The 22,299-nt window shown below is 74.5% G+C and carries 19 protein-coding genes; 17 read left to right on the plus strand and 2 right to left on the minus strand.

Annotated features, from left to right (window positions below):
• Nucleotides 1-61 precede the first annotated feature (61 nt).
• Entirely contained in the window at nucleotides 62-898 is an 837-nt protein-coding gene (gene thiD, locus OHA34_RS32900; protein WP_285937428.1) for a bifunctional hydroxymethylpyrimidine kinase/phosphomethylpyrimidine kinase, read from the plus strand.
• Nucleotides 899-1,041: 143 nt separating this feature from the next.
• Here thiD and rpmB read toward each other — a convergent pair whose 3' ends face one another.
• A complete protein-coding gene (rpmB, locus tag OHA34_RS32905; protein ID WP_067632165.1) occupies nucleotides 1,042-1,236 on the minus strand; it encodes a 50S ribosomal protein L28 in 195 nt (64 codons plus the stop codon).
• A 240-nt stretch (nucleotides 1,237-1,476) separates the two neighbouring features.
• Here rpmB and OHA34_RS32910 point away from each other — a divergent pair, with 240 nt between their 5' ends.
• The 6 genes from OHA34_RS32910 to OHA34_RS32930 all read left to right on the plus strand — a co-directional run bounded on the left by OHA34_RS32910 (nucleotide 1,477) and on the right by OHA34_RS32930 (nucleotide 10,180).
• Nucleotides 1,477-3,078: a DAK2 domain-containing protein gene (locus OHA34_RS32910; protein WP_329519857.1), complete on the plus strand. Its 1,602-nt coding sequence runs from the start codon at nucleotides 1,477-1,479 to the stop codon at nucleotides 3,076-3,078.
• 40 nt (nucleotides 3,079-3,118) lie between these two features.
• Nucleotides 3,119-5,398: an ATP-dependent DNA helicase RecG gene (locus OHA34_RS32915; RefSeq protein WP_329519858.1), complete on the plus strand. Its 2,280-nt coding sequence runs from the start codon at nucleotides 3,119-3,121 to the stop codon at nucleotides 5,396-5,398.
• A gap of 200 nt (nucleotides 5,399-5,598) precedes the next feature.
• Nucleotides 5,599-7,035, plus strand: a complete 1,437-nt coding sequence (locus OHA34_RS32920; RefSeq protein ID WP_285937425.1) for an MFS transporter — start codon at nucleotides 5,599-5,601, stop codon at nucleotides 7,033-7,035.
• 109 nt (nucleotides 7,036-7,144) lie between these two features.
• Nucleotides 7,145-7,231: a putative leader peptide gene (locus tag OHA34_RS38595; RefSeq protein WP_443029659.1), complete on the plus strand. Its 87-nt coding sequence runs from the start codon at nucleotides 7,145-7,147 to the stop codon at nucleotides 7,229-7,231.
• Between the two features lie 64 nt (nucleotides 7,232-7,295).
• Nucleotides 7,296-8,231, plus strand: coding sequence for a HEAT repeat domain-containing protein (locus tag OHA34_RS32925; RefSeq protein WP_329519859.1), 936 nt, complete (start codon nucleotides 7,296-7,298; stop codon nucleotides 8,229-8,231).
• Between the two features lie 152 nt (nucleotides 8,232-8,383).
• Entirely contained in the window at nucleotides 8,384-10,180 is a 1,797-nt protein-coding gene (locus OHA34_RS32930) for a serine/threonine-protein kinase (protein ID WP_329519860.1), read from the plus strand.
• Between the two features lie 106 nt (nucleotides 10,181-10,286).
• Here the strand turns inward: OHA34_RS32930 and OHA34_RS32935 are convergent, their stop codons facing one another.
• Nucleotides 10,287-11,420, minus strand: a complete 1,134-nt coding sequence (locus tag OHA34_RS32935; RefSeq protein WP_329519861.1) for a hypothetical protein — start codon at nucleotides 11,418-11,420, stop codon at nucleotides 10,287-10,289.
• A gap of 184 nt (nucleotides 11,421-11,604) precedes the next feature.
• Between OHA34_RS32935 and rsmD the strand changes: the two genes are divergently transcribed.
• The 10 genes from rsmD (at nucleotide 11,605) to smc (ending at nucleotide 22,145) form a co-directional block, all read left to right on the plus strand.
• Entirely contained in the window at nucleotides 11,605-12,168 is a 564-nt protein-coding gene (gene rsmD / locus OHA34_RS32940) for a 16S rRNA (guanine(966)-N(2))-methyltransferase RsmD (RefSeq protein ID WP_285937420.1), read from the plus strand.
• Between the two features lie 147 nt (nucleotides 12,169-12,315).
• Complete coding sequence (locus tag OHA34_RS32945; protein ID WP_285937419.1) at nucleotides 12,316-13,803, plus strand: penicillin-binding transpeptidase domain-containing protein; 1,488 nt, start codon at nucleotides 12,316-12,318, stop codon at nucleotides 13,801-13,803.
• 92 nt (nucleotides 13,804-13,895) lie between these two features.
• On the plus strand, nucleotides 13,896-14,375 hold the full coding sequence (gene coaD / locus OHA34_RS32950) for a pantetheine-phosphate adenylyltransferase (RefSeq protein ID WP_285937418.1): 480 nt from the start codon (nucleotides 13,896-13,898) through the stop codon (nucleotides 14,373-14,375).
• An 88-nt stretch (nucleotides 14,376-14,463) separates the two neighbouring features.
• Nucleotides 14,464-15,084, plus strand: coding sequence for a YceD family protein (locus OHA34_RS32955; protein WP_285937417.1), 621 nt, complete (start codon nucleotides 14,464-14,466; stop codon nucleotides 15,082-15,084).
• 51 nt (nucleotides 15,085-15,135) lie between these two features.
• Nucleotides 15,136-15,315 (plus strand): 50S ribosomal protein L32, encoded by a 180-nt coding sequence (gene rpmF, locus OHA34_RS32960; protein ID WP_285937416.1) that lies wholly within the window; start codon nucleotides 15,136-15,138, stop codon nucleotides 15,313-15,315.
• Nucleotides 15,316-15,580: 265 nt separating this feature from the next.
• Nucleotides 15,581-16,378 carry a ribonuclease III gene (gene rnc / locus OHA34_RS32965; protein ID WP_329519862.1) on the plus strand — a complete coding sequence of 266 codons (798 nt, stop codon included), beginning with the start codon at nucleotides 15,581-15,583 and terminating at the stop codon, nucleotides 16,376-16,378.
• Nucleotides 16,371-17,333: a bifunctional DNA-formamidopyrimidine glycosylase/DNA-(apurinic or apyrimidinic site) lyase gene (gene mutM / locus OHA34_RS32970; protein ID WP_329519863.1), complete on the plus strand. Its 963-nt coding sequence runs from the start codon at nucleotides 16,371-16,373 to the stop codon at nucleotides 17,331-17,333. The genes rnc and mutM overlap by 8 nt, the downstream gene beginning before the upstream one ends.
• A gap of 16 nt (nucleotides 17,334-17,349) precedes the next feature.
• Entirely contained in the window at nucleotides 17,350-17,631 is a 282-nt protein-coding gene (locus OHA34_RS32975; protein ID WP_285937413.1) for an acylphosphatase, read from the plus strand.
• 178 nt (nucleotides 17,632-17,809) lie between these two features.
• The gene (locus OHA34_RS32980) at nucleotides 17,810-18,007 is read left to right on the plus strand and encodes a hypothetical protein (protein WP_160819579.1); all 198 of its coding nucleotides are present in this window, start codon (nucleotides 17,810-17,812) and stop codon (nucleotides 18,005-18,007) included.
• Between the two features lie 460 nt (nucleotides 18,008-18,467).
• Nucleotides 18,468-22,145 (plus strand): chromosome segregation protein SMC, encoded by a 3,678-nt coding sequence (smc, locus tag OHA34_RS32985; protein ID WP_329519864.1) that lies wholly within the window; start codon nucleotides 18,468-18,470, stop codon nucleotides 22,143-22,145.
• Nucleotides 22,146-22,299 lie beyond the last annotated feature (154 nt).

Here is a 22,299-nt window from a genome sequence, read left to right on the forward strand (position 1 = left end):
CCGCTCCGGCCTGGGCACCGGGCCGATCGCGGCGCCGGTGAACCCCTCTAAAATGGGCGTCATGACGCAGAACCCCGCCCCGGTCCCGGCCCCGTCCACGGCGCAGGCCCCGCCGCTCGTGCTCACCATCGCGGGCTCGGACTCCGGCGGCGGCGCCGGCATCCAGGCCGACCTGAAGACGATGCTCGCGCTCGGCACCCACGGGATGAGCGTGATCGCGGCGGTGACCGCGCAGAACTCCCTCGGCGTCCAGGGCTACTGGGAACTGCCGCCCGAGGCGGTGCGGGCCCAGCTCGGCTCGGTGCTGTCCGACATCGGGGTGGACGCGATCAAGACCGGGATGCTCGCCTCCGCCGGCCTGGTCGAGATCGTCGCCGAGGCGCTGGCCCGCTCGCCCGCGCCCGCCGTGGTCGACCCCGTGGGCGTCTCCAAGCACGGCGACGCGCTGCTCGACCCGGGCGCCGTCGGCGCGGTGCGCTCGGTCCTGCTGCCCGCCGCGACCGTGGTCACCCCCAACCTGTGGGAGGTCGAGCAGCTCACCGGGGTCAAGGTGGTGGACGAGTCGGGGATGCGCGAGGCCGCCGAGGCGGTCAAGGCGCTCGGCCCCGCCTGGGTCCTGGTCAAGGGCGGCCACCTGCCCGGCGAGCCCGCCGACCTGCTCTTCGACGGCGAGCGGGAGCACCGCTTCACCGCGCCGCGCTACGAGAACCGGCACACGCACGGCACCGGCTGCACGCTCGCGTCCGCGATCGCCTCGTACCTCGCGCTCGGCGAGGACGTCCCGGCGGCGGTCGGCAAGGCCAAGGAGTACGTGACGGGCGCGATCGCGGCGGGCTTCCCCCTCGGCGCGGGCATCGGCCCGGTCGACCACGGCTGGCGGCTGCGCGCGCCGAGGTAGCGGCCCGCCGGCGCGGGCGAAGGGGAAGAGCGGCCGGGAGAGCGGACCGGGCCGCAGGCCGGGGCGGCGGGCCGGGAACGCGAAAGCCGACTCTCCGGAGTGTTCCGGTGAGCCGGCTGAGGCGTGCTCGGCGCTGGGCCGTGTCAGACGGTCGGCTTGACGATCTTGCCGGCCTTGATGCAGGACGTGCAGGCGTTGATCCGCTTGGTGCTGCCGTTCACGACGGCGCGCACGCGCTGGATGTTGGGGTTCCAGCGGCGCGGGGTGCGGCGGTGCGAGTGGGAGACGCGCATGCCGAAACCGGGTCCCTTGCCGCAGACGTCGCAGACGGAAGCCACGGGAAACTCCAAGTGGGTGTCGATGCTCTGAACCGGAGCCCCCTGATGCCGGGCAGGGTGCCGGTCACCTGGAGCGCTCACTGATAAGCGTCTCGGACGAGGCGCACGAATCAGAGTAGCCGACCGCGCGTCCGCTAGGCGAATCGTCCCACCGATCCGCTCCCGTCCCCGGCCTGGACGGTTCCCAAGGGCGGGGTCCGCAGGGTACAGAGGTAGCGGGCACGGCGGAGGGGAGCGGATGTGGGCGAGGTCCTCGACGGGGCGGCGGTCCGGCGCTGGAGCAGGCTCGCGGCCGAGGCCCTCGGCCGTACCAGGGCCGAGATCGACGCCCTCAACGTCTTCCCGGTGCCCGACGGCGACACCGGCACCAACCTGCACCTCACCGTGCTCGCGTCCGCTGACGCGATCACCGGTGTGGACGCGCTGGCGGCCGGCGGTGCCGAGGCGGCCTGGAAGTCCCTCGCGCAGGGAGCGCTGCTGGGCGCGCGCGGCAACTCCGGGGTGATCCTCAGCCAGGTGTTCCGCGGGCTGGCCGACGTCCTCGGCCGTCCGGGCGCGGTGGCGGACGGCGCCACGTTCGCCGCGGCGCTGGAGAACGCGGCCGTGCTGGCGCGGGGTGCCGTCGAGCATCCCGTCGAGGGCACGATCCTCAGCGTCTTGGAGGCGGCGTCCGCGGCGACCGGCGGAGCGTCCGCGCCCGGCGGCCTCGCCGGGACCGCCCGGGCGGCGGCGTCCGGAGCGCGGCGGGCACTGCGCCGCACCACCGACCAGCTCGACGTCCTGGCGCGCAGCGGCGTCGTGGACGCGGGCGCGGCCGGCCTGTGCGTGGTGCTGGACGCGCTGGTCGCCGTGATCACCGACGAGTACCCGGAGCGGTACGAGGTGCCGGTCCGCGTCGCCGGACGCGCGCCCGCGGGGGAGGAGCGCCCGGAACCGCCTGGTCTGGGGTACGAGGTGATGTATCTGCTGGACGCGCCCGACGAGGCCATGCCGGCGCTGCGCGAGGCCCTCGACGGGCTCGGCGACTCGCTCGTGGTCGTCGGCGGCGACGGCCTCTGGAACGTCCACGTCCACGTGGACGACGCGGGCGCCGCGATCGAGGCGGGCCTCGCGGTCGGCCGGCCGCACCGCCTCCGGGTCACCTTCCTGCACGTCCCGGACGAGGCGCCGCACGCGTCCGGCGCCGGCCGCGCCATCGTCGCCGTCACCGCCGCCGACGGGCTGGCCGCGCTGTTCGAGGCGCACGGCGCCCGCGTCGTCCGCCGCGAGCCGGGCGCGGCGCCGCCCCTCGCCGTGCTCGCCGAGGCGATCCTGGCCGCGGGCGACGAGGTCACCGTGCTGCCGGACGGGCCCGGGGTGCTGGCCCTGGCCGAGGCCGCCGCCGAACGCGCCCGCGACACCGGCGCCCGCATCGCGGTCGTCCCGGCCAAGGCGTCGGTGCAGGGCCTGGCGGCGCTCGCCGTGCACGACCCGCTCCGCCGGTTCGGCGAGGACGTGATCGCGATGACCCGCGCGGCAGGCGCGACCCGGTTCGGCCACCTGGAGGTCGCCGCCGAGGAGGCCGTCACCAGCGCGGGGCTCTGCCGCCCCGGCGACGTCCTCGGACTGATCGAGGGCGACGTCGCGATGATCGGCGCCACCGTCGCCGAGGTCGCCCGCCGCCTGCTGGACCGGATGCTGTCGGGCGGCGGCGAGCTGGTCACGCTGATCCCGGGCGCGCCCGCGCCGCCGGGACTCGCCGCGGACCTGGAGGCGCACCTCCGCGAACGGCACCCGGACGTCGAGGCCGGCGTGCACGACGGCGGCCAGGAGCGCTGCCCGCTGCTCGTCGGCGTCGAGTGACCGGACCCCGCCGTCCTCCCGATGGGCTAGAAATGACGGCGTGGCGAATCTGGACGAGCCGTTGCACAAGGTCCTCGGCGACAAGACGGCCAAGGTGCTGGCCAAGGGACTCGACCTACACACGGTCGGCGACCTCCTGCACCACTACCCGCGCCGCTACGCCCACCGCGGCGAGCTGACCCCGCTCAGCGGCCTCGAGGACGGCGAGCACGTCACGGTGATGGCCGAGGTGGTGAAGGTCCAGGGCCGCAGCCTGACCCGCAGCCCCGGCTACGTGCTGGAGATCACCGTCACCGACGGCACCGGCGAGCTGAAGCTGAGCTTCTTCGGCCGCAGGGGCTCCTATGTCCCCGAGCGGGACCTGGCGCCGGGCACCCGCGGGCTGTTCGCCGGCAAGATCAGCACCTACCGGCCGCGCAGCGGCAAGCCCCAGCGCCAGCTCGCGCACCCCCAGTACAAGGTGGTCGAGGCCCAGTCCGCCGAGCGGGCCGCGCAGGAGTGGGCCGACGAGATCATTCCGATCTACCCGTCCACCAAGGGCCTGGACATCGAGACCCTGGGCAAGTCGATCGGCATGGTGCTGGACCAGCTCCAACTCCCCACCGACCCGCTTCCCCCGGGGGGCGACCCACGGACCCCTGCCGAGGGGGCCGGGCGGTCCTCGCTTCGCTCCGGTCCGTCCGACCCGATTCCAGCCACCCTGTTGGAGCGCCGTGCCCTGATCGGGCTGCCCGAGGCGTACGAGGGCATCCACCGGCCGCGGAGCTGGGACCAGCTCGGCCGGGCCAGGAAGCGCCTCAAGTGGGACGAGGCGTTCGTTCTGCAGATCGCGCTCGCCCGCCGCCGGCGGGCCGCCGCCGCGCTGCCGGCCAAGGCCCGGCCGCCCGCGGCCCGCGGCCTGGCGTCGGAGTTCGAGGCGCGGCTCCCGTTCGACCTCACCGACGGGCAGCGGAAGGTGGGCGACGAGATCGCCGCCGACCTGGCGGTCGCCCATCCCATGCACCGCCTCCTCCAGGGCGACGTGGGCAGCGGCAAGACGGTGGTCGCGCTGCGCGCGATGCTCCAGGTCGTCGACGGGGGCGGGCAGGCGGCGCTGCTGGCGCCGACCGAGGTGCTCGCCCAGCAGCACTTCCGGTCGATCGGCGCGCTGCTCGGCGACCTCGGGCGGGCGGGCCAGATCGGCGGGGCCGAGCACGCGACCCGGGTGGCGCTGCTGACCGGCTCGCTCGGCGCCAAGGCGCGCAAGGCGGCGCTGCTGGACGTGGCGTCCGGCGCGGCCGGCATCGTGGTCGGCACGCACGCCCTGCTCCAGGACCACGTGCAGTTCGCCGACCTCGGCCTCGTCGTGGTCGACGAGCAGCACCGCTTCGGCGTCGAGCAGCGCGACGCGCTGCGCGCGAAGGTGACCGGCGGGCGCCCGCACGTGCTGGTGATGACCGCGACGCCGATCCCGCGGACGGTCGCGATGACGGTCTTCGGCGACCTGGAGACCTCGGTGCTCGGCCAGCTCCCGGCGGGACGGGCCGAGATCAGGACCCATGTGGTGCCGCCGGAGAAGCCGGCGTTCCTCGCCCGCGCCTGGGAGCGGATCCGCGAGGAGGCGGGGGAGGGCCGGCAGATCTACATCGTCTGCCCGCGGATCGGCGAGCGGGAGGGCGACGAGGGCGACGCGGTCGACGCGGCGCCCGCCGACGAGGAGGGCCGCCGCTCCCCGCTCGGGATCATGGAGCTGCTGCCGCTCCTCCAGGACGAGCTGCTGTCCGGGCTGCGCGTCGGCGTGCTGCACGGCAAGCTCCACGCCGACGAGAAGGACGCGGTGATGCGCCGCTTCACCGAGCGCGAGCTGGACGTCCTGCTCGCCACCACGGTCATCGAGGTCGGCGTGGACGTGCCGAACGCCACCGTGATGGTGATCATGGATGCCGACCGGTTCGGCGTGTCGCAGCTCCACCAGCTCCGCGGCCGGGTCGGCCGGGGGTCGCTGCACGGCCTGTGCCTGCTGGTCACCGACGCCGAGCCGGGCAGCAAGGCGCGCGAGCGGCTGGACGCGGTGGCCTCGACGACCGACGGTTTCAAGCTGTCGCGGCTCGACCTCGAGCAGCGCCGCGAGGGCGACGTCCTCGGCGCCACGCAGGCCGGACGGTCGAGCAGCCTGCGCCTGCTCACGCTCCAGAAGGACGAGGACGTCATCAGGGACGCGCGTGAGGAGGCCACCGCCCTGGTCGAGGCCGACCCGGAGCTCGCCGCCCATCCGGGCCTCGCCGCCGAGCTGGCCTCCCTGCTCGACGAGGACCGCACCGAGTTCCTCGAAAAGACCTGACCGCCCGGGGAACCCCGCCGGCACCGCCGGGCCCGGCCACCGGCCGCGGCCCGGCCTCCGCGTGCCCACCCTCCGCGGGCCCGGCGTGAACGGCGTCGGCACGCCCCTGTGACCACCGTCACCTAGTAAACCCCCTAGGGGTATGTTAACGTCCCCTCTCGTCAGACAGACATACCCCCTAGAGGTATATGGAGGCGGACATGTCCGTGCAGGGAAACCGGCGGTGGTGGGCGCTCCTCGTGCTCGCGACCGCCCAGTTCATGGTCATCATGGACACCTCGATCATCGGGGTCGCCCTCCCCGACATGCGGCGCGACCTCGGCTTCTCGCCGGGCGGCCTGCAATGGGTGTTCAACGCGTACGTGATCGTCTTCGGCGGGCTGCTGCTGCTCGGCGGGCGGCTGGCCGACCTGCTCGGCGCCCGGCGGGTCTTCAGTGCGGGCTGGGCCGTCCTGATCGTCGGCTCGATCGTCGCGGCGGCGGCCCAGAACCCCGGGACCGAGCTCCTCGGCCGCGGCGTCCAGGGCGTCGGCGCCGCGCTGATCGCCCCCGCGTCGATGACGCTGCTCATGACGATCTTCGGGCGGAACCCGCGGGAGCTCGGCAGGGCGATGGCGCTCTACGGCGCCGCGGCCCCGGCCGGCGGCACGGCGGGGGTGTTCCTCGGCGGCGTGCTCACCGAGTGGCTGAGCTGGCCGTGGGTGTTCATCCTCTACGTCCCGATCGGCCTGGCCACGCTCGCCGCGGTCCCGGCCGTGCTGCCCGCCGTCGGGTCCCGGCGCGGCTCGATCGACGTGCTCGGCGCCGCCGCGGTGACGGGCGGGCTGGCGCTGGCGGTGTTCGCGATCGTCCGGGCCCCGGACCAGGGCTGGGGCTCGGCCGGGACGCTGCTCGAACTCGCGGGGGCGGCTGTCCTGCTGGCCGTGTTCGTGCTCGTCCAGCGGACGCTGCGGCACCCGCTGATGCCGCTGTCGGTGTGGCGCACGCCGGACCTGGCGGCGGCGAACGTGGTGTTCGCGCTGCTCGGCGGCGCGTGGATCCCGGCCTGGTACTTCCTCAACCTGTACCTCCAGCAGGTGCTCGGCTTCGGCGCGTTCGCCAGTGGCGCGGCGCTGCTGCCGATGACCGTCACGGTGATGGTCCTGATGGTCGGGGTGACCGGCCGGCTGATGGGCAGGTTCGGGACGAAGCCGCTCGCGGTCGCCGGGATGGCGATCCTCGCGCTCGGCCTGGGCTGGCTCGCGCTGGCGCGTCCGGACGGGAGCTTCGCGGTGGACGTGCTGGCGGCCTCGATGGTCGCGGCGCTCGGCATGTCGCTGGCCTTCATCCCGACGATGATGACGGCGATCTCCAGGGTGCCCGGCGAGCAGAGCGGTCTGGCCTCGGGCATCGTCAACACCACCTACCAGGTGGGCTCGGCGCTCGGACTGGCGGTGGCGGGTGCGTTCGCCGCGTCCCGGGGCGCGGACGCCATCGGCGACGCCGCGCGGCTCACCGATGGGTTCCGGGCCGCGTTCGTGGTGGCGGCCGTGATCGCCGGGGCGGGCGCGGTGCTCGGCCTGGCGCTGCTGCGCGGACGCGGCGCCTCCGCTCGGGCGGACGGGCCGGCCGAGCCGGCGGCGGAGCGGGCCGCGTGACCGTTCGCCCGCCGGGCGAGGGGGCCGCGCGTGGCGCGGTCCCTCTGTCCCGTGCATATTTCCTACTTATCCAGTTGACTTGATGGGAAACTGGGGTCACGATGAGCGGATGAAGGTGAATCCGAGTGCGCCCCTCACCGTGCGGCTCCACGTCGACCTCCGGCGCCAGGCCGGCGCCCTCTGTACCCGTCGCTGATCCCGCCCCCTTCCGCCGGCCGCGGCGCCGGCGCCCGGATCCGACGGCTTCCCGGAGGCCCGCCATGACGATCATCGGCCGAACCACCCCCGACCCCCTCCCCGCCATCGGGCCGCCCCGGCCCGAGCACCTCCGCCTCGCCGACATCGAGGCCCGGCTCCGCGGCCCCGAACCCGCGGTGCGCGCCGCCGCCCTGAAGGCACTCGCCGAGATCGCCGGGACGGAGGACGCCCCGCGCGGCGTCGGCGACACCCTCGCCTGGGCGCTGGCCGACGAGCACGAGGACGTGCGCCGCCTCGCGGCCGACGCGCTGCGCGGCCTCCCCGAGGTCCACCTCGGGGACGACGGCGTCGACGCCCTGCTGCTCGCCGCCGCCCGCGGCCGCGACCCCTTCGTCCGGGAGACGGCCGCCGACCTGCTGGCGATCCTGGTCCAGGGCACCGGGGAGCTCTACGCGCAGGGGCTCCAGGACGACGAGCCCCAGGTGCGGCTCCAGGCCGTCCTCGGGCTGGTCGGGCTCCGCGCGGTCCGCGCCGTCGCCGAGGCCGCCGACGACCCGTCCCGCGAGATCCGGGTGGCGGTGGCCGAGGGCCTGGCCCGGCTGGCCGCGCCCGCCGGGACACCCGCCCTGGACCATCTCCTCGCCGACCACGACCCGGTCGTGGTGATGGCCGCCCTCGACGCAGCCGCCGGGCTCGGCGTGCCCGAGCTCCTGGAGGGACGGGTCGTGACCGCCGTCGCGCACCCGAGCTGGCAGGTGCGGCGCCGGGCCGCGTTCGCGCTGGCGGCGGCAACGCCGGAAACCGCCGTCCGCCCGCTGGTCCGTGCCCTCCGCGACCCCACCGCGGACGTCCGCCGGGCCGCGGTCCAGTCCTTGGAGCAGTGGACGGGCGGCCTCCGCGCCGGGGCCGGACGGCCCGAGGTCGTCACCGCGCTCACCGAGGCGCTGGCCGATCCCGACCCGGGCGTGCGCACCCAGGCCCGCTGGGCGCTCGCCTGATCCGGCGGGCCGCGCACGGACGCGGCGCGGCCGGGCACGCACCGAACACATCGGTGATCACAGGCGTCTAACGAGTGACGGAAGAAAGGGCCATCCGGCACTCGGGCGGGTACAGCTCCCGTGGCGGGTCCGCACGCGACGGAGGAGAACCCATGACGCCCGTTCGACCTCTGCTGCCGGACGATCCCGCGCGGCTGGGCCGCTACGAGCTGGTGGGCAGGCTGGGCGAGGGCGGGCAGAGCGTGGTGTACCTCGGCCGCACCGGCGACGGGCGGCAGGCGGCCGTCAAGCTGCTGCGCGCCCAGCTCAGCCGCAACCCCGAGTGGCGGGGCCGGTTCGAGCGGGAGATGAAGCTCATCGGCCGGGTCGCCGGGTTCTGCACCGCGCAGGTCCTCGACGCCGACGTGTCCGGCGAGCTTCCCTACGTCGTCAGCGAGTACGTGCCGGGCCCCTCGCTCTCCGGGCTGCTCGCCGCCTCGGGCCCGCGCGCCGGCACCGACCTCGACCGGCTCGCGATCGGCACGATCACCGCGCTGGCGGCGATCCACCGGGCCGGGATCCTGCACCGCGACTTCAAGCCGTCGAACGTGCTGATGGGGCCGGACGGCCCGCGCGTCATCGACTTCGGCATCGCCCGCGTGCTCGGCCCGTCGGCGGCGAAGGCGAGCGGTGTGGTCGGCACGCCCTCCTACATGGCACCCGAGCAGGTGACCGACGCCGAGCTGGGCGCCGCCGTCGACCTGTTCGCCTGGGGCTCGACGATGCTGTTCGCCGCGACCGGGCGGCACCCGTTCGGCAACGACACGATCTCCGCGGTCTTCCACCGCATCCTCCAGCAGGACCCCGACCTGTCGCCGCTGCCCGGCTCGCTGCGCGGCATCGTCGGCGCCTGCCTGGCCAAGGACCCGGCGGCGCGCCCCGACGCCCAGCGGGTGCTGCTCGACCTGCTCGGCCTCCAGGCGCCGCTCGCGCACGAGGCCGAGGAACGGCCGGAGGGGGCGCTCAGCACCGGCGCCTCGTTCGCCGGCGACGTGCGGATCCCGCCGCCCACCCACCAGGTCGAGCGCGGCGGCGCCGGCCGTGGCCCGGCCGAGCCGCGCCCGGACGCCCGGACCGTCCCGCCGCCGTCCCGCCGCCGGCGCGGACGGCTCGCCCTCGCCGTCGCCGTCCCGGTGCTCCTGGTGGCCGGCGGCGGCACCGCCTGGGGGCTGATGTCGGACCGCGGCTCGGAAGGCCCCGCGCCGCGCGTCCCCGACACCGCCGTCCCGCCCGCCGCCGCGCAGGCCGTGACGGCACCGGCCGCGGGTGCCATCAGCGCGGTCCTCAGCTTCGACTACAAGACCGTCGACCAGAACGTGGCGGCGGCGCACCGGCGGGTCACGTCCCGCTACAAGACCGAGTACGACAGGCAGTTGCAGGCCGACAACTGGCGCAACCGGCTCCAGGAGACCAGGAGCTCCATCGGCACCGAGGTGGTCGACTCCGGGGTGGTGGCCTCGGCGGCCGACCGGGTCACCGTCCTGTCCTACGTGAAGCGGACGGTGAAGACGGCGAACGCGCCCACGAAGCTGCTCCAGTACCCGATGCGGGTGACGATGGTCAGGCAGGACGGGGGCTGGCTCCTCGACACCCTGTACATCCTCGCCGCCAACTCGGTGCGCGGTGACATCGGCGCCTCGTCCTGGCCCGCCGCGCAGGGGAAGGCCGTGCTCGCCGCCGTGGCGGCCGACAAAGCGGTCGCGGAGGGCACGCCGGTGGAGGTCGGCCTGCGCGCCGGAGGGAACGCCCAGCAGGTGACCGCGCTGGCCGTCGTGGGCTCGTGCGCGCGGGGCGCCTGCAAGGAGTCCGACAAGATGACCTTCCAGCGGCTGCTTCTGCAAAAGTCGAACGCCGGCTGGCAGATCGCGAAGAGCGAACGGCTCTCCTCAGAGGGCGCGGCTGGCGGCTGACCACACCGGTCGCGCAGGGCCTCTGCCCCCAGCGGCCTGGATGTGAGAAGGGGCGCCTCCCAGCGGGAGACGCCCCTTCAGCGGTGAACCTTCAGTGGCGGAACGCTCAGGCTTCCCGGGCCTGGCGCCTGCGGGTGGCGGCGACCGCGGCGCCGCCCGCCAGGACGGCGCCGAGGCCGAGCGCGACGATCGGGAGGCTGTCGGCACCGGTGAACGGCAGCCCGGCGGGCGGTGCCATCGACGCCGCGGAGGCGCCGGGCTCGACGACGCCGCCCGCGGGGAGCGCGGGCAGGAGCGGGGACGACGGCGGGAGTTCGGGCAGCGGCGGCGTCGGGCTCGGCGGGATCGACCCGTCGCCCGGCGGTGGTGTCGGCGGCGTCGGCGGCGTCGGGGGGCTCGGCGGGGTGGGAGGCGGCGGCGTTGGGGGTGTCGGCGGCACCGGCGGCACGGGCGCCTCCGCGCAGCCCGAGCCGAGGCAGCCGCTCAGCCCGACGTTCGCGGCGAGCGGCCGGCCGCCGGCGGGGGTGACGCTGAGGCCCAGCCCGGTCGCGCCGCTGATGACCTGGCGGCCGGGGGAGACCGTCCCGCCGGTCTTCAGCTTCAGGTCGGCACGTCCGGCCGGGGTGCGGACGTTGCCGTCCACCCGCGCGCCGCCGCGCACCGTGCCGTCGGCGAACGAGAGCGACCCGCCGGTGCGCACCCGCACCCCGGCACCGCCCGCGGGGGTGTTCAGGCCCGCGCCGACGTCGAGCCCACCGCTCGCGGTCCTGGTGCGCTCGTCATAGCCCAGCGTGGCCTTGAGCCGCAGGTCGAGCAGGGGCGGCGGCGCCTGCTTCGCGCGGGCGCCACCACGGGCGCCACCGTCCCGGGCACCGGCACCGCGGTTCCCGTCCTGGCTCCCGGCCCGGGTCGCGCGGGGCTTCGCCGCCTTCGTCGCGACCGGCTTCACGACGAGTTCCCGCGCGTGGCGGGCGGCGCTCCGGGCACCGGGACGAGCCGTCCGGCCGTCCGTCCCCGGCCATTTGATCTTCGGGACGGCCGCTCTCCCCGCGGGCGCGTGCCCGGCGGCGGCCCGGGCGGGCTGGTGCGCGAGGCGGTGCGGGGCGGCCGGCCGGGCGTCGTGCCGGTCGGCGCGCGGGGCGGGGGCCTGCGCCCCGGCCGCCTGCGAGACGCCGCTCATCGCCGCGATGCCCAGTACCGTCGCGCCGGCCGTCACCGCCAGTCGTTGTCCTTGGTGCACGGGAGGCTCCTGGATCGTAGGTTGCACAACCTGCAATCACGTTCACACGTCATGTAGTCGATGTGAACAGCGACGGCGGTATTTGGTGGAGGTCCACAAGCGGCGCCCGGTGCCTTTGTTGACCTTTCTCGTGGAAATCCGGCCGGGGTGCCGGGTGGTCCGGCGGCACCCCGATACTTGACGGATGACCAGGGTCATCGCGGGAAGCGCAGGCGGGCGGAGGCTCGCCGTACCACCGGGTCGGGACACCCGGCCGACCAGCGACCGGGCCCGGGAGGGCCTGTTCTCCACCGTGCAGGCGCTGCTCGGCCCCCTCGACGGGCTGCGCGTCGCCGACCTGTTCGCCGGATCCGGCGCGGTGGGCCTCGAAGCGCTCTCCCGGGGCGCGGCGCACGCGCTGCTGGTCGAGTCGCATCCGCGCGCGGCCAAGGTGATCAGGCAGAACGCCGACGCGCTCGGCCTGCCCGGCGCGCAGCCCTGCGCCGACCGGGTCGAGCGGCTCGTCCGCCGTCCCCCCTCCGCGCCGTACGACCTGATCTTCGCCGATCCGCCCTACGCACTGGGGGACGAGGCCGTCACCGCGCTGCTGGAGGCGCTGCGCGACAACGGGTGGACCGCCCCGGACGCGCTGGTCGTGGTCGAGCGGTCCGTGCGCGGGGCCGCGCTGGCGTGGCCCCCGGGCTACTCCGCCGAACGCGACCGGAGTTACGGTGAAGCGGTGTTCTGGTACGGCCGCACCGACGGGTGACGCCCGGCCGGCCGGTTCAGCGGGACCGGCCGGGGCAAGAGGGGAGGGGCAGGGCAAGGCCCAAGGGCAGGGCTGAAGGCGGGACGTAGGGCCAGGGCACGGCGGCCGGGCCGAAGGCCGCGGAGTCCGTCTTCCGCCGGCACCAGGATGAGTGATCGTTTCAGCTTCGGGGAGCTGGTCGGCTTGAGGTCCGGTATCGACAAGGCCCTGGGACGGACCTGGATCCTGGCGCTGCTGATGGGCCTGGCGCTCATGGTCAACGTCACCTACGTCCAGGGCTTCGAGGCACAGAACCTGCGCGACGACGCGCTCAACGGCCGGCAGTACGCCGAGCGCGACAAGATCGACCGCGGCCCGATCGTCGCCGGCGGCGAGCGGCTGGCCTGGTCGGTGCCGGTCGCGGGCAAGCGCTTCCAGCGCCGCTACAAGGAGAGCGCGATCTTCTCGCCGATCACCGGCTACTTCTCGCTGTTCTCCCAGACCGGCCTGGAGAGCGCCGAGAACCACGTGCTCGACGGCACCGACCCGCGGCTGGCCACCACCGACCTGGTCAACCGGATCATCGGCAAGCGGGTCGGGGGCGGCACCGTGGAGACCACGATCGACCCCAAGGCCCAGCGGGCGGCCTACGCCGCGCTCAAGGGGAGCGGGGCCCGGCGCGCCGCGGCCGTCGCGATGGACGCCCGCACCGGGGCGATCCTGGTGATGGCCTCCACCCCGTCCTACGACGCCAACGATGTGGCCGTCCCCGACGCCAAGAAGGCCCAGGCCGCCTTCACCCGGCTGAACGCCCAGCCGCTCAAGCCCCTGCTCAACAAGGCGGCCAACGAGGTGTTCCCGCCGGGATCCACGTTCAAGACGGTGGTCGTGGCGGCCGCCCTCGCCGCGGGCTCGTCCGGCGACGAGCAGGTCAGGGCGGGCCGCAGCTACCGTCCGGCGGGGGCGGGGCAGGCGATCAACAACGACGTGGGCGACATCGGCGGCCAGTGCGACCTCCCGGCGATCCCCCTGATCGACTCCTATGCCCAGTCGTGCAACACCACGTTCGCGTTCATGGGTGCCGAGAAGCCCGGCAACACCGCCGTCGCCGAGCAGGCGGCCCGCTTCGGCTTCTACCACGGGATCGGGGCCGGGAAGGGCCTGTCCGGTGCCGCCAGCTCGTTCCCGAAGACCGACCAGCCCTCGCTCAGCGCGCTCGGCTCGATCGGGCAGGGCAGCACGGTCGCGACCCCGCTCCAGATGGCGCTGGTCGCCTCGGCCGCGATCAACGACGGCAAGGTCATGCGGCCGTACCTGGTCGGCAAGGTCCGCGGCCCGGACGGGGCGGTGGTGGACGAGACGTCCGCGAGCAGGCTCTCGCAGGCGCTGACCTCCGGCCAGGCGGCCGAGCTGCGCGCGATGATGCGGGCGGTGATCACCAAGGGCACCGGCAAGCGGCTCCAGGGCGGTCCGATCGCCGGCGGCAAGACCGGCACCGCCGACATCGAGAACGCCGGCTACAACGACCGCTGGTTCATCGGCTTCGGACCGAAGACCGACCCGCGCTACGCGGTGGCGGTCATGACGGAGGCCGACGGGTACGGGATCGAGTCGGGCCCGATCGCGGCGGACATCATCGGACGACTGGGCGGCTGAGCCCGGGTGAAGGCGGCTTCGGGACGGTTTGGTACGGTCGCGCCGCAGGCGCCCACCTGCACAGAAGGTCACTCGCAAGGATGGAGTCCCTCGTGCGCCGTGTCGTTTGTCCCGGCTCATTCGATCCCGTCACCAACGGACATCTCGACATCATCAGCCGCGCCTCCCGGCTCTTCGACGAGGTGGTCGTCGCGGTGATGATCAACAAGACCAAGCAGGGGTTGTTCACCGTCGACGAGCGCATCGAGATGCTCGGCGAGGTGACCAGGGAGTACGGCAACGTCAAGATCGACAAATGGCACGGGCTGCTGGTGGACTTCTGCCGGCAGAGCGACATCCCGGTGATCGTCAAGGGCCTGCGCGCGGTCAGCGACTACGAGTACGAGCTCCAGATGGCCCAGATGAACCACCGCATGGCGGGCGTGGAGACCATGTTCATGTCGACCAACCCGCTGTACTCCTACCTCTCCTCGTCCCTGATGAAGGAGATCGTCAAGTACGGCGGGGACGTGTCCGGGCTGATCCCCGATCCGGTCCACGAACGGCTCGTCAAGCGCCTCCAGGAGTCCTGACCCGGTCCGGCCCGAGGGGCGGGGGTCCGGGCACGTGCCGTCGTTCGGTACCCTGGACAGCGGCCGTGAACGACGGTCGTCATTCGCCATGCCTCACGAAAGCAGGAATCCGCTGTCCCGCCTCGATCCCCACGCCCCGCTCGTGCTCGATACCCGAGCGCTGAGCAGGCAACCCGGATCGTCGAAGGAGAAGCGCCTGTCCGTGCCGGCTCCGGAGAATTTCGGCGTCGAGATGCTCGGCGTCCCCGAGGGTGCGGCCATCGAGCTGGAACTGCGGCTCGAGGCGGTCCTGGAGGGGGTGCTGCTCACGGGCACCGCGACGGTCCCCCTCGAAGGGGAGTGCGCGCGCTGCCTCGACCCGATCGCCTCGAGCTTCGAGGCGGACTTCCAGGAGCTCTTCGTCTATCCTGACACCCGCTCCGGCGGGAATGCGGGCGACGACGAGCTGCGCCTCGAGGACGACCTGATCGACCTCGAGCCGCTGCTCCGGGACGCGGTGGTGCTCGCGCTGCCGCTGTCCCCGCTGTGCCGGGACGACTGTCCCGGCCTGTGCACGGAGTGCGGTGCCAGGCTGGCCGACGCCGGACCTGACCACCACCATGATGTCGCCGACCCCCGGTGGGCGGCGCTCAAGGGCTTGACCGGCGATGTCCCGCGTACCGACGCGGAGACGGAGCCGGGCTCCCCCGACGCGGGGAGCGGGGGATAATCTTCCCCCGCAGTCCATTCGACCCACGATACGGAAAGCAGGAGGGCTGACGTGGCCGTCCCCAAGCGCAAGAAGTCGCGCAGCAACACGCGGCACCGGCGTTCGCAGTGGAAGACCGCGGTTCCGACCCTGGTCGACTGCCCGACCTGCCGCGACAAGAAGCTGCCCCACACCGCGTGTGCGACGTGCGGCACCTACGACCGGCGGCAGGTCATCGCCCCGTCGGCCTGAGCTCTTTCGCATCCTGGGGGGCGGATCCGCGTACGTGACGCGGCCCGCCCCTCAAGGTGCCGGGCATCGACCACCCGGCGGGTGACGTCGGCGTGGTGACCGGCAGAGGACCGGAGCCCGGAGCCGTGGTGCACGCCGGGATTGACCACCGGCGCGCACCTCGTCTTCGAGGACCTCTCCTCCCGCCGTGCGTCCGCGCCCCAGGCCGTCACGCGCCATGACGGCGACCGCGCACCCCGCGGCGCCCGGCCTGTGAGGAGGGCCTGTGAGCGGTAAGAAGTCCGGTCCGGTGCCGGATCGCGCGGAACTGAGCAGCGCGCTCGGCGTGGAGGTCACCGCTTCCCTGCTCGAACGGGCGCTTACGCACCGTTCGTACGCCTATGAGAACGGCGGCCTGCCCACCAACGAGCGCCTGGAGTTCCTGGGCGACTCGGTGCTGGGGCTCGTCGTCACCGACACCCTGTTCCGGGGGCACCCCGACCTTCCCGAGGGGCAGCTCGCCAAGCTGCGCGCCGCGGTGGTCAACATGCGGGCCCTGGCGGGCGTCGCCCGCTCCCTGGGCGTCGGCGCCCACATCCGGCTCGGCCGGGGCGAAGAGGGCACCGGCGGCCGGGACAAGTCCTCGATCCTCGCCGACACGCTGGAGGCGCTGATCGGCGCCGTCTATCTCGACCAGGGCCTGGACGAGGCGTCCGCCCTGGTGCACCGGCTCTTCGACGGGCTCATCGCCCGCTCGGCGGGGCTGGGCGCGGGCCTCGACTGGAAGACCTCGCTGCAAGAGCTGACGGCGGTCGAGGAGCTCGGCGTGCCCGAGTACCACGTCGCCGAGAGCGGCCCTGACCACCAGAAGACGTTCCGCGCCTCGGTGCGGGTCGCCGGCACCACCTACGGGGCGGGCGAGGGCCGCAGCAAGAAGGAGGCCGAGCAGCACGCCGCCGAGGCCGCCTGGAACGCGATCCGCGAGATCGTCGTGGCGCGCGACTCCGGCTCCTCCTCCGACGCCGGGGCCGGGGTCGGGACCGGCGGCGACGGCATCCGCCCGGCGGGTCCGGCCGGTGCCTGAGCTGCCCGAGGTCGAGGTCGTCCGGCGGGGGCTCGAACGCTGGGCGACCGGCCGGACGATCGCGGCGGCCGAGGTGCTGCACCCGAGGGCCGTCCGCAGGCACGAGACGGGTCCGGCCGACTTCGCCGGGCGGCTCGCCGGACGCACCGTGCGGCCTCCGCGCCGCCGCGGCAAGTACCTGTGGCTGCCGCTGGCCGACGACGCCCCGCACGAGGCCCCAGAATGCGCGCTGCCCGCCGGGACCGGGTCCGGCGGCGGCGGGGAGGGGCGGGCGCCCGCGGAGGCGCTGCTGGCGCATCTGGGCATGAGCGGCCAGCTCCTGGTGGGCGAGCCCGACCGCGAGTGGGAGAAGCATCTGCGGGTGCGGATCACCTTCACCGACGGCGGTCGCGACCTGCGCTTCGTCGACCAGCGGACGTTCGGGCACCTCATGGTCTCCGACCTGGTGCCCGACACCGTCACCGGCGGCGGTGGCGGCGCGCCGGTCCCCGCGACGATCGCGCACATCGGCGCCGACCCGCTGGAGGAGGCGTTCGACGAGGAGGCGTTCTTCCGCGCGCTGCGCCGCCGCCAGACCGGCCTCAAGCGCGCCCTGCTCGACCAGTCGCTGATCAGCGGGGTGGGCAACATCTACGCCGACGAGGCGCTGTGGCGGGCCCGGCTGCACTGGGCGCGGCCCACCGAGACGCTCACCCGGGCCGAGGCGGGCCGGGTGCTCACGGCGGCGCGCGAGGTCATGTCGGCCGCGCTCGCGGTCGGCGGGACGTCCTTCGACAACCTCTACGTCGACGTCGACGGTGAGAGCGGCTACTTCGAACGGTCGCTCGACGCCTACGGGCGGCGGGACGAGCCGTGCCGCCGCTGCGGCACGCCGATCCGGCGCGACGAGTTCATGAACCGCTCCTCCTACAGTTGCCCGACGTGCCAGCCGCGTCCGCGCCGCGCGCGCTACTAACCGAACGGACCCCACGATGGACGACCAGACCGTACGCTTGACCGCTTGGGCCCGCGGCCGGGTGCAGGGCGTGGGCTTCCGCTGGTGGGTCCGGGCCCGTGCCCTGGAGCTCGGTCTGGACGGCAGCGCCACCAACCTGCGGGACGGACGGGTCGAGGTGGTGGCCGAGGGGCCGCGCGCGTCGTGCGAGCGGATGCTCGAACTGCTGCGCGGTCCGGGCACGCCGGGGCACGTCGCGGGGGTCGCCGAACGGTGGAGTGAGCCGCGCGGAGAGGCGCCCGGTTTCCTGGAACGGTGATCGGGTAGGGAATTCCGGTTTGTACCTGCTAAACTAGTGCCGACAGGTTGTTACCGGCCCGTGATGTGCGTCTTGACCAGGACACTGGCCGGTGCGACTCTAGACGATACGCGCACCAACCTCGGTTGCTCTTTGTGCGCGATCCCTGCTGGTTACTCAGCGTGGAGGACCTTTAGTCATGGCGAAGGCTCTACTCGGCCACGTCGGCGGTCCCGACCCCCGGATGGTCGCGGAGATGCGGCGCCTTCAGCAGCGCGTACGTGATCTGGAAGCCGAGCTCGTGCGGCTTCAGGCAGAGAACGACGCGCTCGCGACGGCTCCGGACGACGACGTGATGTCGCTCGCAGTGAAGGAACGTGAACCGGCGCTGACCTGATCGGCGCCTTTTTCGAGAACCAGGACAGGGACGCCGTGTGAAGGCGTCCCTTCTTTTTGCCCGCCGCTTCGGCGGGCGCCGGGCGGCGGCCCGGAAGGGCAGGCGGCCGGGCACGGCATGTCCGTTACGCCCTACCTGACATCCGCCGAACATTCCGCCCGCCGGCCGGGGGTCCACCCGGCGGCGGGTCCGTTCGGCCACCCCGCGAACGGGCCGCTGGGCCCGCGACCCGCCCGCGACGACCCAAGCCGCGATCTTCCCGATCCCTCGATTTCCCGTATCCGGTCCGGTTGCCGGGCTCGCGGGGCCCCGGCCGGTATCGTTCGACGGGCTCCCGGGCGTGCGCCGGGACGGGACGGGGGCGCGGCGGCCTCCCGAGGAGGCCCACCGGTCCCGGTCGAGGCAGGACGTCAGGGGGAAGCGGCCCCCTGCGCCATTCCCGGAGGAGGACGGCGAGCGCGTGTATCTGAAGAACCTGACGCTGCGCGGCTTCAAGTCCTTCGCGTCCTCCACCACGCTGAAGTTCGAGCCGGGCATCACCGCCGTCGTCGGCCCGAACGGGTCGGGCAAGTCCAACGTCGTCGACGCGCTCGCGTGGGTGATGGGGGAGCAGGGCGCCAAGTCGCTGCGCGGCGGCAAGATGGAGGACGTCATCTTCGCCGGCACCGCCAGCCGGGCGCCGCTCGGGCGGGCCGAGGTGGTGCTGACCATCGACAATTCCGACGGCGCGCTGCCGATCGACTACACCGAGGTCAAGATCAGCCGGCTGATGTTCCGGTCGGGGCAGAGCGAGTACGCCATCAACGGCGACCCGTGCCGGCTGCTCGACATCCAGGAGCTGCTGTCGGACTCGGGCATCGGCCGCGAGATGCACGTGATCATCGGGCAGGGCCAGCTCGACCGGGTGCTGCACTCGGGCAACGAGGGGCGCCGCGCGGTGATCGAGGAGGCCGCCGGGGTCCTCAAGCACCGAAAGCGGAAGGAAAAGGCGCTGCGCAAGCTGGACGCGATGCAGGCCAACCTGACCCGCGTCCAGGACCTCACCGGCGAGCTGCGCCGCCAGCTCAAGCCGCTCGGCCGGCAGGCCGAGCTCGCGCGCCGGGCGGCCGTCATCCAGGCCGACCTGCGCGACGCGCGGATCCGGCTGCTGGCCGACGACCTGGTGACGCTGCGCACCAGGCTGGAGCAGGAGGCCGCCGACGAGGCGGCGATCCGCGCGCGCCGCACCGAGACCGAGCGGGCCCTGGCGGGGGCGCAGGAGCGCGAGGCCGTCCTGGAGGCCGAGGAGACCGCCGAGGCGCCCAGGCTGGCGCAGGTCCAGGACACGTGGTTCCGGCTGTCGGCGCTGAAGGAGCGCCTGCGCGGCGTCGCCGACCTCGCCGCCGAACGGCACCGCAACGCCTCCGAGGCGCGCGACGAGGAGCGGCGCGGCCGTGACCCCGAGGACATGGAGCGCGAGGCCGCCGGGATCCGCGAGCAGGAGGAGATGCTGCGCGCCGCGCTCGACGAGGCCGAGGACGCGCTGGCCCGCGCGGTCGAGGAGCGCTCGGGCGCCGAGGAGGCCCTCGGCGCCGAGGAGCGCCGGCTCCAGGCCGCCGTCCGCGCCGCCGCCGACCGCCGCGAGGAGCTGGCCCGGCTGCGCGGCCGGGTCGAGGCGCTGCGCAGCAAGGCCCAGGCCGGACGGTCCGAGATCGGCCGGCTCGCCGACGCCCGCGACGAGGCCGGGCAGCGCGCCGAGGGCGCCCAGGCCGAGTTCGAGGCGTTCGAGGCCGAGGTCGTCGAGGACCCGGAGCTGGCCGCCGAGCATGAGGCGGTCCAGGAGGCCCTCGCCACGGCGAAGGACGCGGCCGAGGCCGCGCGGGCGGCGGTCGACGGGCCGCGCCAGGAGCTGAAGGACGCCCGCGCGGCGGTCACCGCGGCCCGTTCCGCCGACCAGGCCGCGCAGAAGCGGGTCACCGCGCTCGGAGCCCGGATCGAGGCCCTCGACCTGACCCTGGCGAGCGCCGCCGACGGCGGCGAGGCGCTCCTCGCCGCCGCGGCGGACGGGTCGATCGCCGGGGTGCTGGGCACGGTCGCGTCGCTGCTGACCGTCCGGCCCGGGTACGAGACGGCCGTGGCGGCGGCGCTCGGCAACGCCGCCGAGGGCATCGCGGTCGGTTCGCTCGACACCGCCGAGGCGGCCCTGGCGCTGCTGCGGGACCGCGACGCCGGACGGGCGGGACTGGTGGTCGGCGGCGGCGGCGGCGCGGCGAGGGCGCCGGAGGTCCCGGGCGTCGACCGAGCGATCGACGCGGTGACCGTCCCCAACGCCGTGCGGCCCGCGCTGGAGCACCTGCTGGGCGACGTGGCCGTGGTGGACGACGTGGCCGCCGCCGCCGGGCTCGTCCGGCGCGAACCGGGCCTGCGGGCCGTCACCCGCGGCGGTGAGCTCGTCGGCGCGCACTGGGCGCAGGGTGGCGGTGGCGGAGCAGCGCAGAGCCTGTTGCAGATGCGCGCCACGCTCGACCAGGCCACCGAGGATCTCGCCGCCGCCGAGACCGCCGCCGAGCAGAGCGCGGACGCGCTCACCGGCGGCACCGAACGCGAGCAGGCCGCCCAGGGCGCGCTCGACGAGGCGCAGGCGGCCGTCACCCAGGCGCAGGCCGGGGTCAACCAGGCCCAGTCCGAGCTCGACCGGGTGCGGTCCCGGGTCCGCGAGTTCGACGCGCGGGCCGCGCAGGAGGCCAAGCGCGCCGCCCGGCTGGAGGCCGACGTCCGCGCCGCCCGGGGCGAGGCCGAGCGCCTCACCAAGGCGCTGGACGCCGCGGGCGAGTCCCTGGAGAGCGACACCGCGGCGGCCGAGGAGCTGGCGGTCCGGCTGGCCGAGTCCGAGGAGGCCGCGGAGGTCGCCGAGGAGGCCGGGTACGACACCGGCGCCCGCGACGAGCTGAACGCCCGCACGCAGGAGCTGCGCTCCGCCGAGATGGAGTCGCGGCTGTCGGTCCGCACCGCCGAGGAGCGGGTCCAGGCGATCACCGGCCGCGCCGACGCGCTGGAGCGCGGGGCCCGCCGCGAACGGGAGGAGCGGGCCCTGGCCGCCCGCCGCCGCGCCCGCCGCGAGCAGCAGGCCAGGATCGCCGAGGCGGTCCTGAAGGGCAGCCGGTTCGCGCTGCGGGGCATCGAGACGTCGCTGGAGTCGGCGATCGAGCGGCGCGAGGCGGCCGAACGCGCCCGCGCCGCCCGTGAGGCCGAGCTCAGGGTCGTCCGCACCCAGGTGCGCGACCTGTCGGGCACGCTCGAACGGCTGGTCAACGTGGTCCACGGCAACGAGGTCGCGCGCGCCGAGCAGCGGCTCCGGCTGGAGCAGCTCGAGCAGCGGGCGCTGGAGGAGTTCGGGCTGGAGGTCGGCTCGCTGGTGGCGGAGTACGGGCCCGACCAGCTCGTCCCGCCGACGGGCCCCGAGGCCGAGTCCGAGGACGCGCGGCCCGTCCCCTTTGACCGGACGGTGCAGGAGAAGCGCGCCAAGGCCGCCGAGCGGCAGCTCAACCAGCTCGGCAAGGTCAACCCGCTGGCGCTGGAGGAGTTCGCGGCGCTGGAGGAGCGGCACGCCTTCCTCACCTCGCAGCTTGAGGACCTCAAGAAGACCCGCCGCGACCTGCTCGACATCGTCAAGGAGGTCGACGACCGGGTGCAGGCGGTGTTCGCCTCCGCCTACGAGGACACCGCCCGCGAGTTCGAGCGGATCTTCGCGCGGCTGTTCCCGGGCGGCGAGGGCAGCCTGTCGCTCACCGAGCCCGACGACCTGCTCGCCACCGGCGTCGAGGTCGCCGCGCGCCCGCCGGGCAAGAAGGTCAAGCGGCTGTCGCTGCTGTCGGGCGGCGAGCGGTCGCTGGTCGCGATCGCGTTCCTGGTCGCGGTGTTCAAGGCCCGCCCGTCGCCGTTCTACGTGCTCGACGAGGTCGAGGCGGCGCTGGACGACACCAACACGCAGCGGCTGATCACCGTGTTCGAGGAGCTGCGCGAGTCGTCCCAGCTGATCGTCATCACCCACCAGAAGCGGACGATGGAGGGCGCCGACGCGCTCTACGGCGTCAGCATGCGCGGCGACGGCGTCACCCAGGTCGTCAGCCAGCGGCTGCGCGAGCAAGAGCCGGCCTGACCGGCGCCGTCCGGGAGCACGCGCGCATCGCGCTGCGGGCCGGGGATCCGGAGGAGGCGGCGGACGGGCTCGGCCGCTGGATCGCCGCCGCCGCCCGGCCGGAATTGGTGATCCGGAGGGCTGGAAATTCCTTCTTGATCAACAACTGTCGTCG

The organism is Spirillospora sp. NBC_01491, from assembly GCF_036227065.1.
Classification (GTDB): domain Bacteria; phylum Actinomycetota; class Actinomycetes; order Streptosporangiales; family Streptosporangiaceae; genus Spirillospora; species Spirillospora xylanilytica.

Coding starts and splice junctions, on each gene's coding strand:
- thiD (WP_285937428.1), top strand. CDS start 62: ATGACGCAGAACCCCGCCCCGGTCCCGGCCCCGTCCACGGCGCAGGCC.
- OHA34_RS32920 (WP_285937425.1), top strand. CDS start 5,599: ATGTCCGTGCAGGGAAACCGGCGGTGGTGGGCGCTCCTCGTGCTCGCG.
- rsmD (WP_285937420.1), top strand. CDS start 11,605: ATGACCAGGGTCATCGCGGGAAGCGCAGGCGGGCGGAGGCTCGCCGTA.
- OHA34_RS32975 (WP_285937413.1), top strand. CDS start 17,350: ATGGACGACCAGACCGTACGCTTGACCGCTTGGGCCCGCGGCCGGGTG.
- OHA34_RS32945 (WP_285937419.1), top strand. CDS start 12,316: ATGAGTGATCGTTTCAGCTTCGGGGAGCTGGTCGGCTTGAGGTCCGGT.
- OHA34_RS38595 (WP_443029659.1), top strand. CDS start 7,145: ATGAAGGTGAATCCGAGTGCGCCCCTCACCGTGCGGCTCCACGTCGAC.
- OHA34_RS32930 (WP_329519860.1), top strand. CDS start 8,384: ATGACGCCCGTTCGACCTCTGCTGCCGGACGATCCCGCGCGGCTGGGC.
- OHA34_RS32925 (WP_329519859.1), top strand. CDS start 7,296: ATGACGATCATCGGCCGAACCACCCCCGACCCCCTCCCCGCCATCGGG.
- OHA34_RS32955 (WP_285937417.1), top strand. CDS start 14,464: ATGCCTCACGAAAGCAGGAATCCGCTGTCCCGCCTCGATCCCCACGCC.
- OHA34_RS32980 (WP_160819579.1), top strand. CDS start 17,810: ATGGCGAAGGCTCTACTCGGCCACGTCGGCGGTCCCGACCCCCGGATG.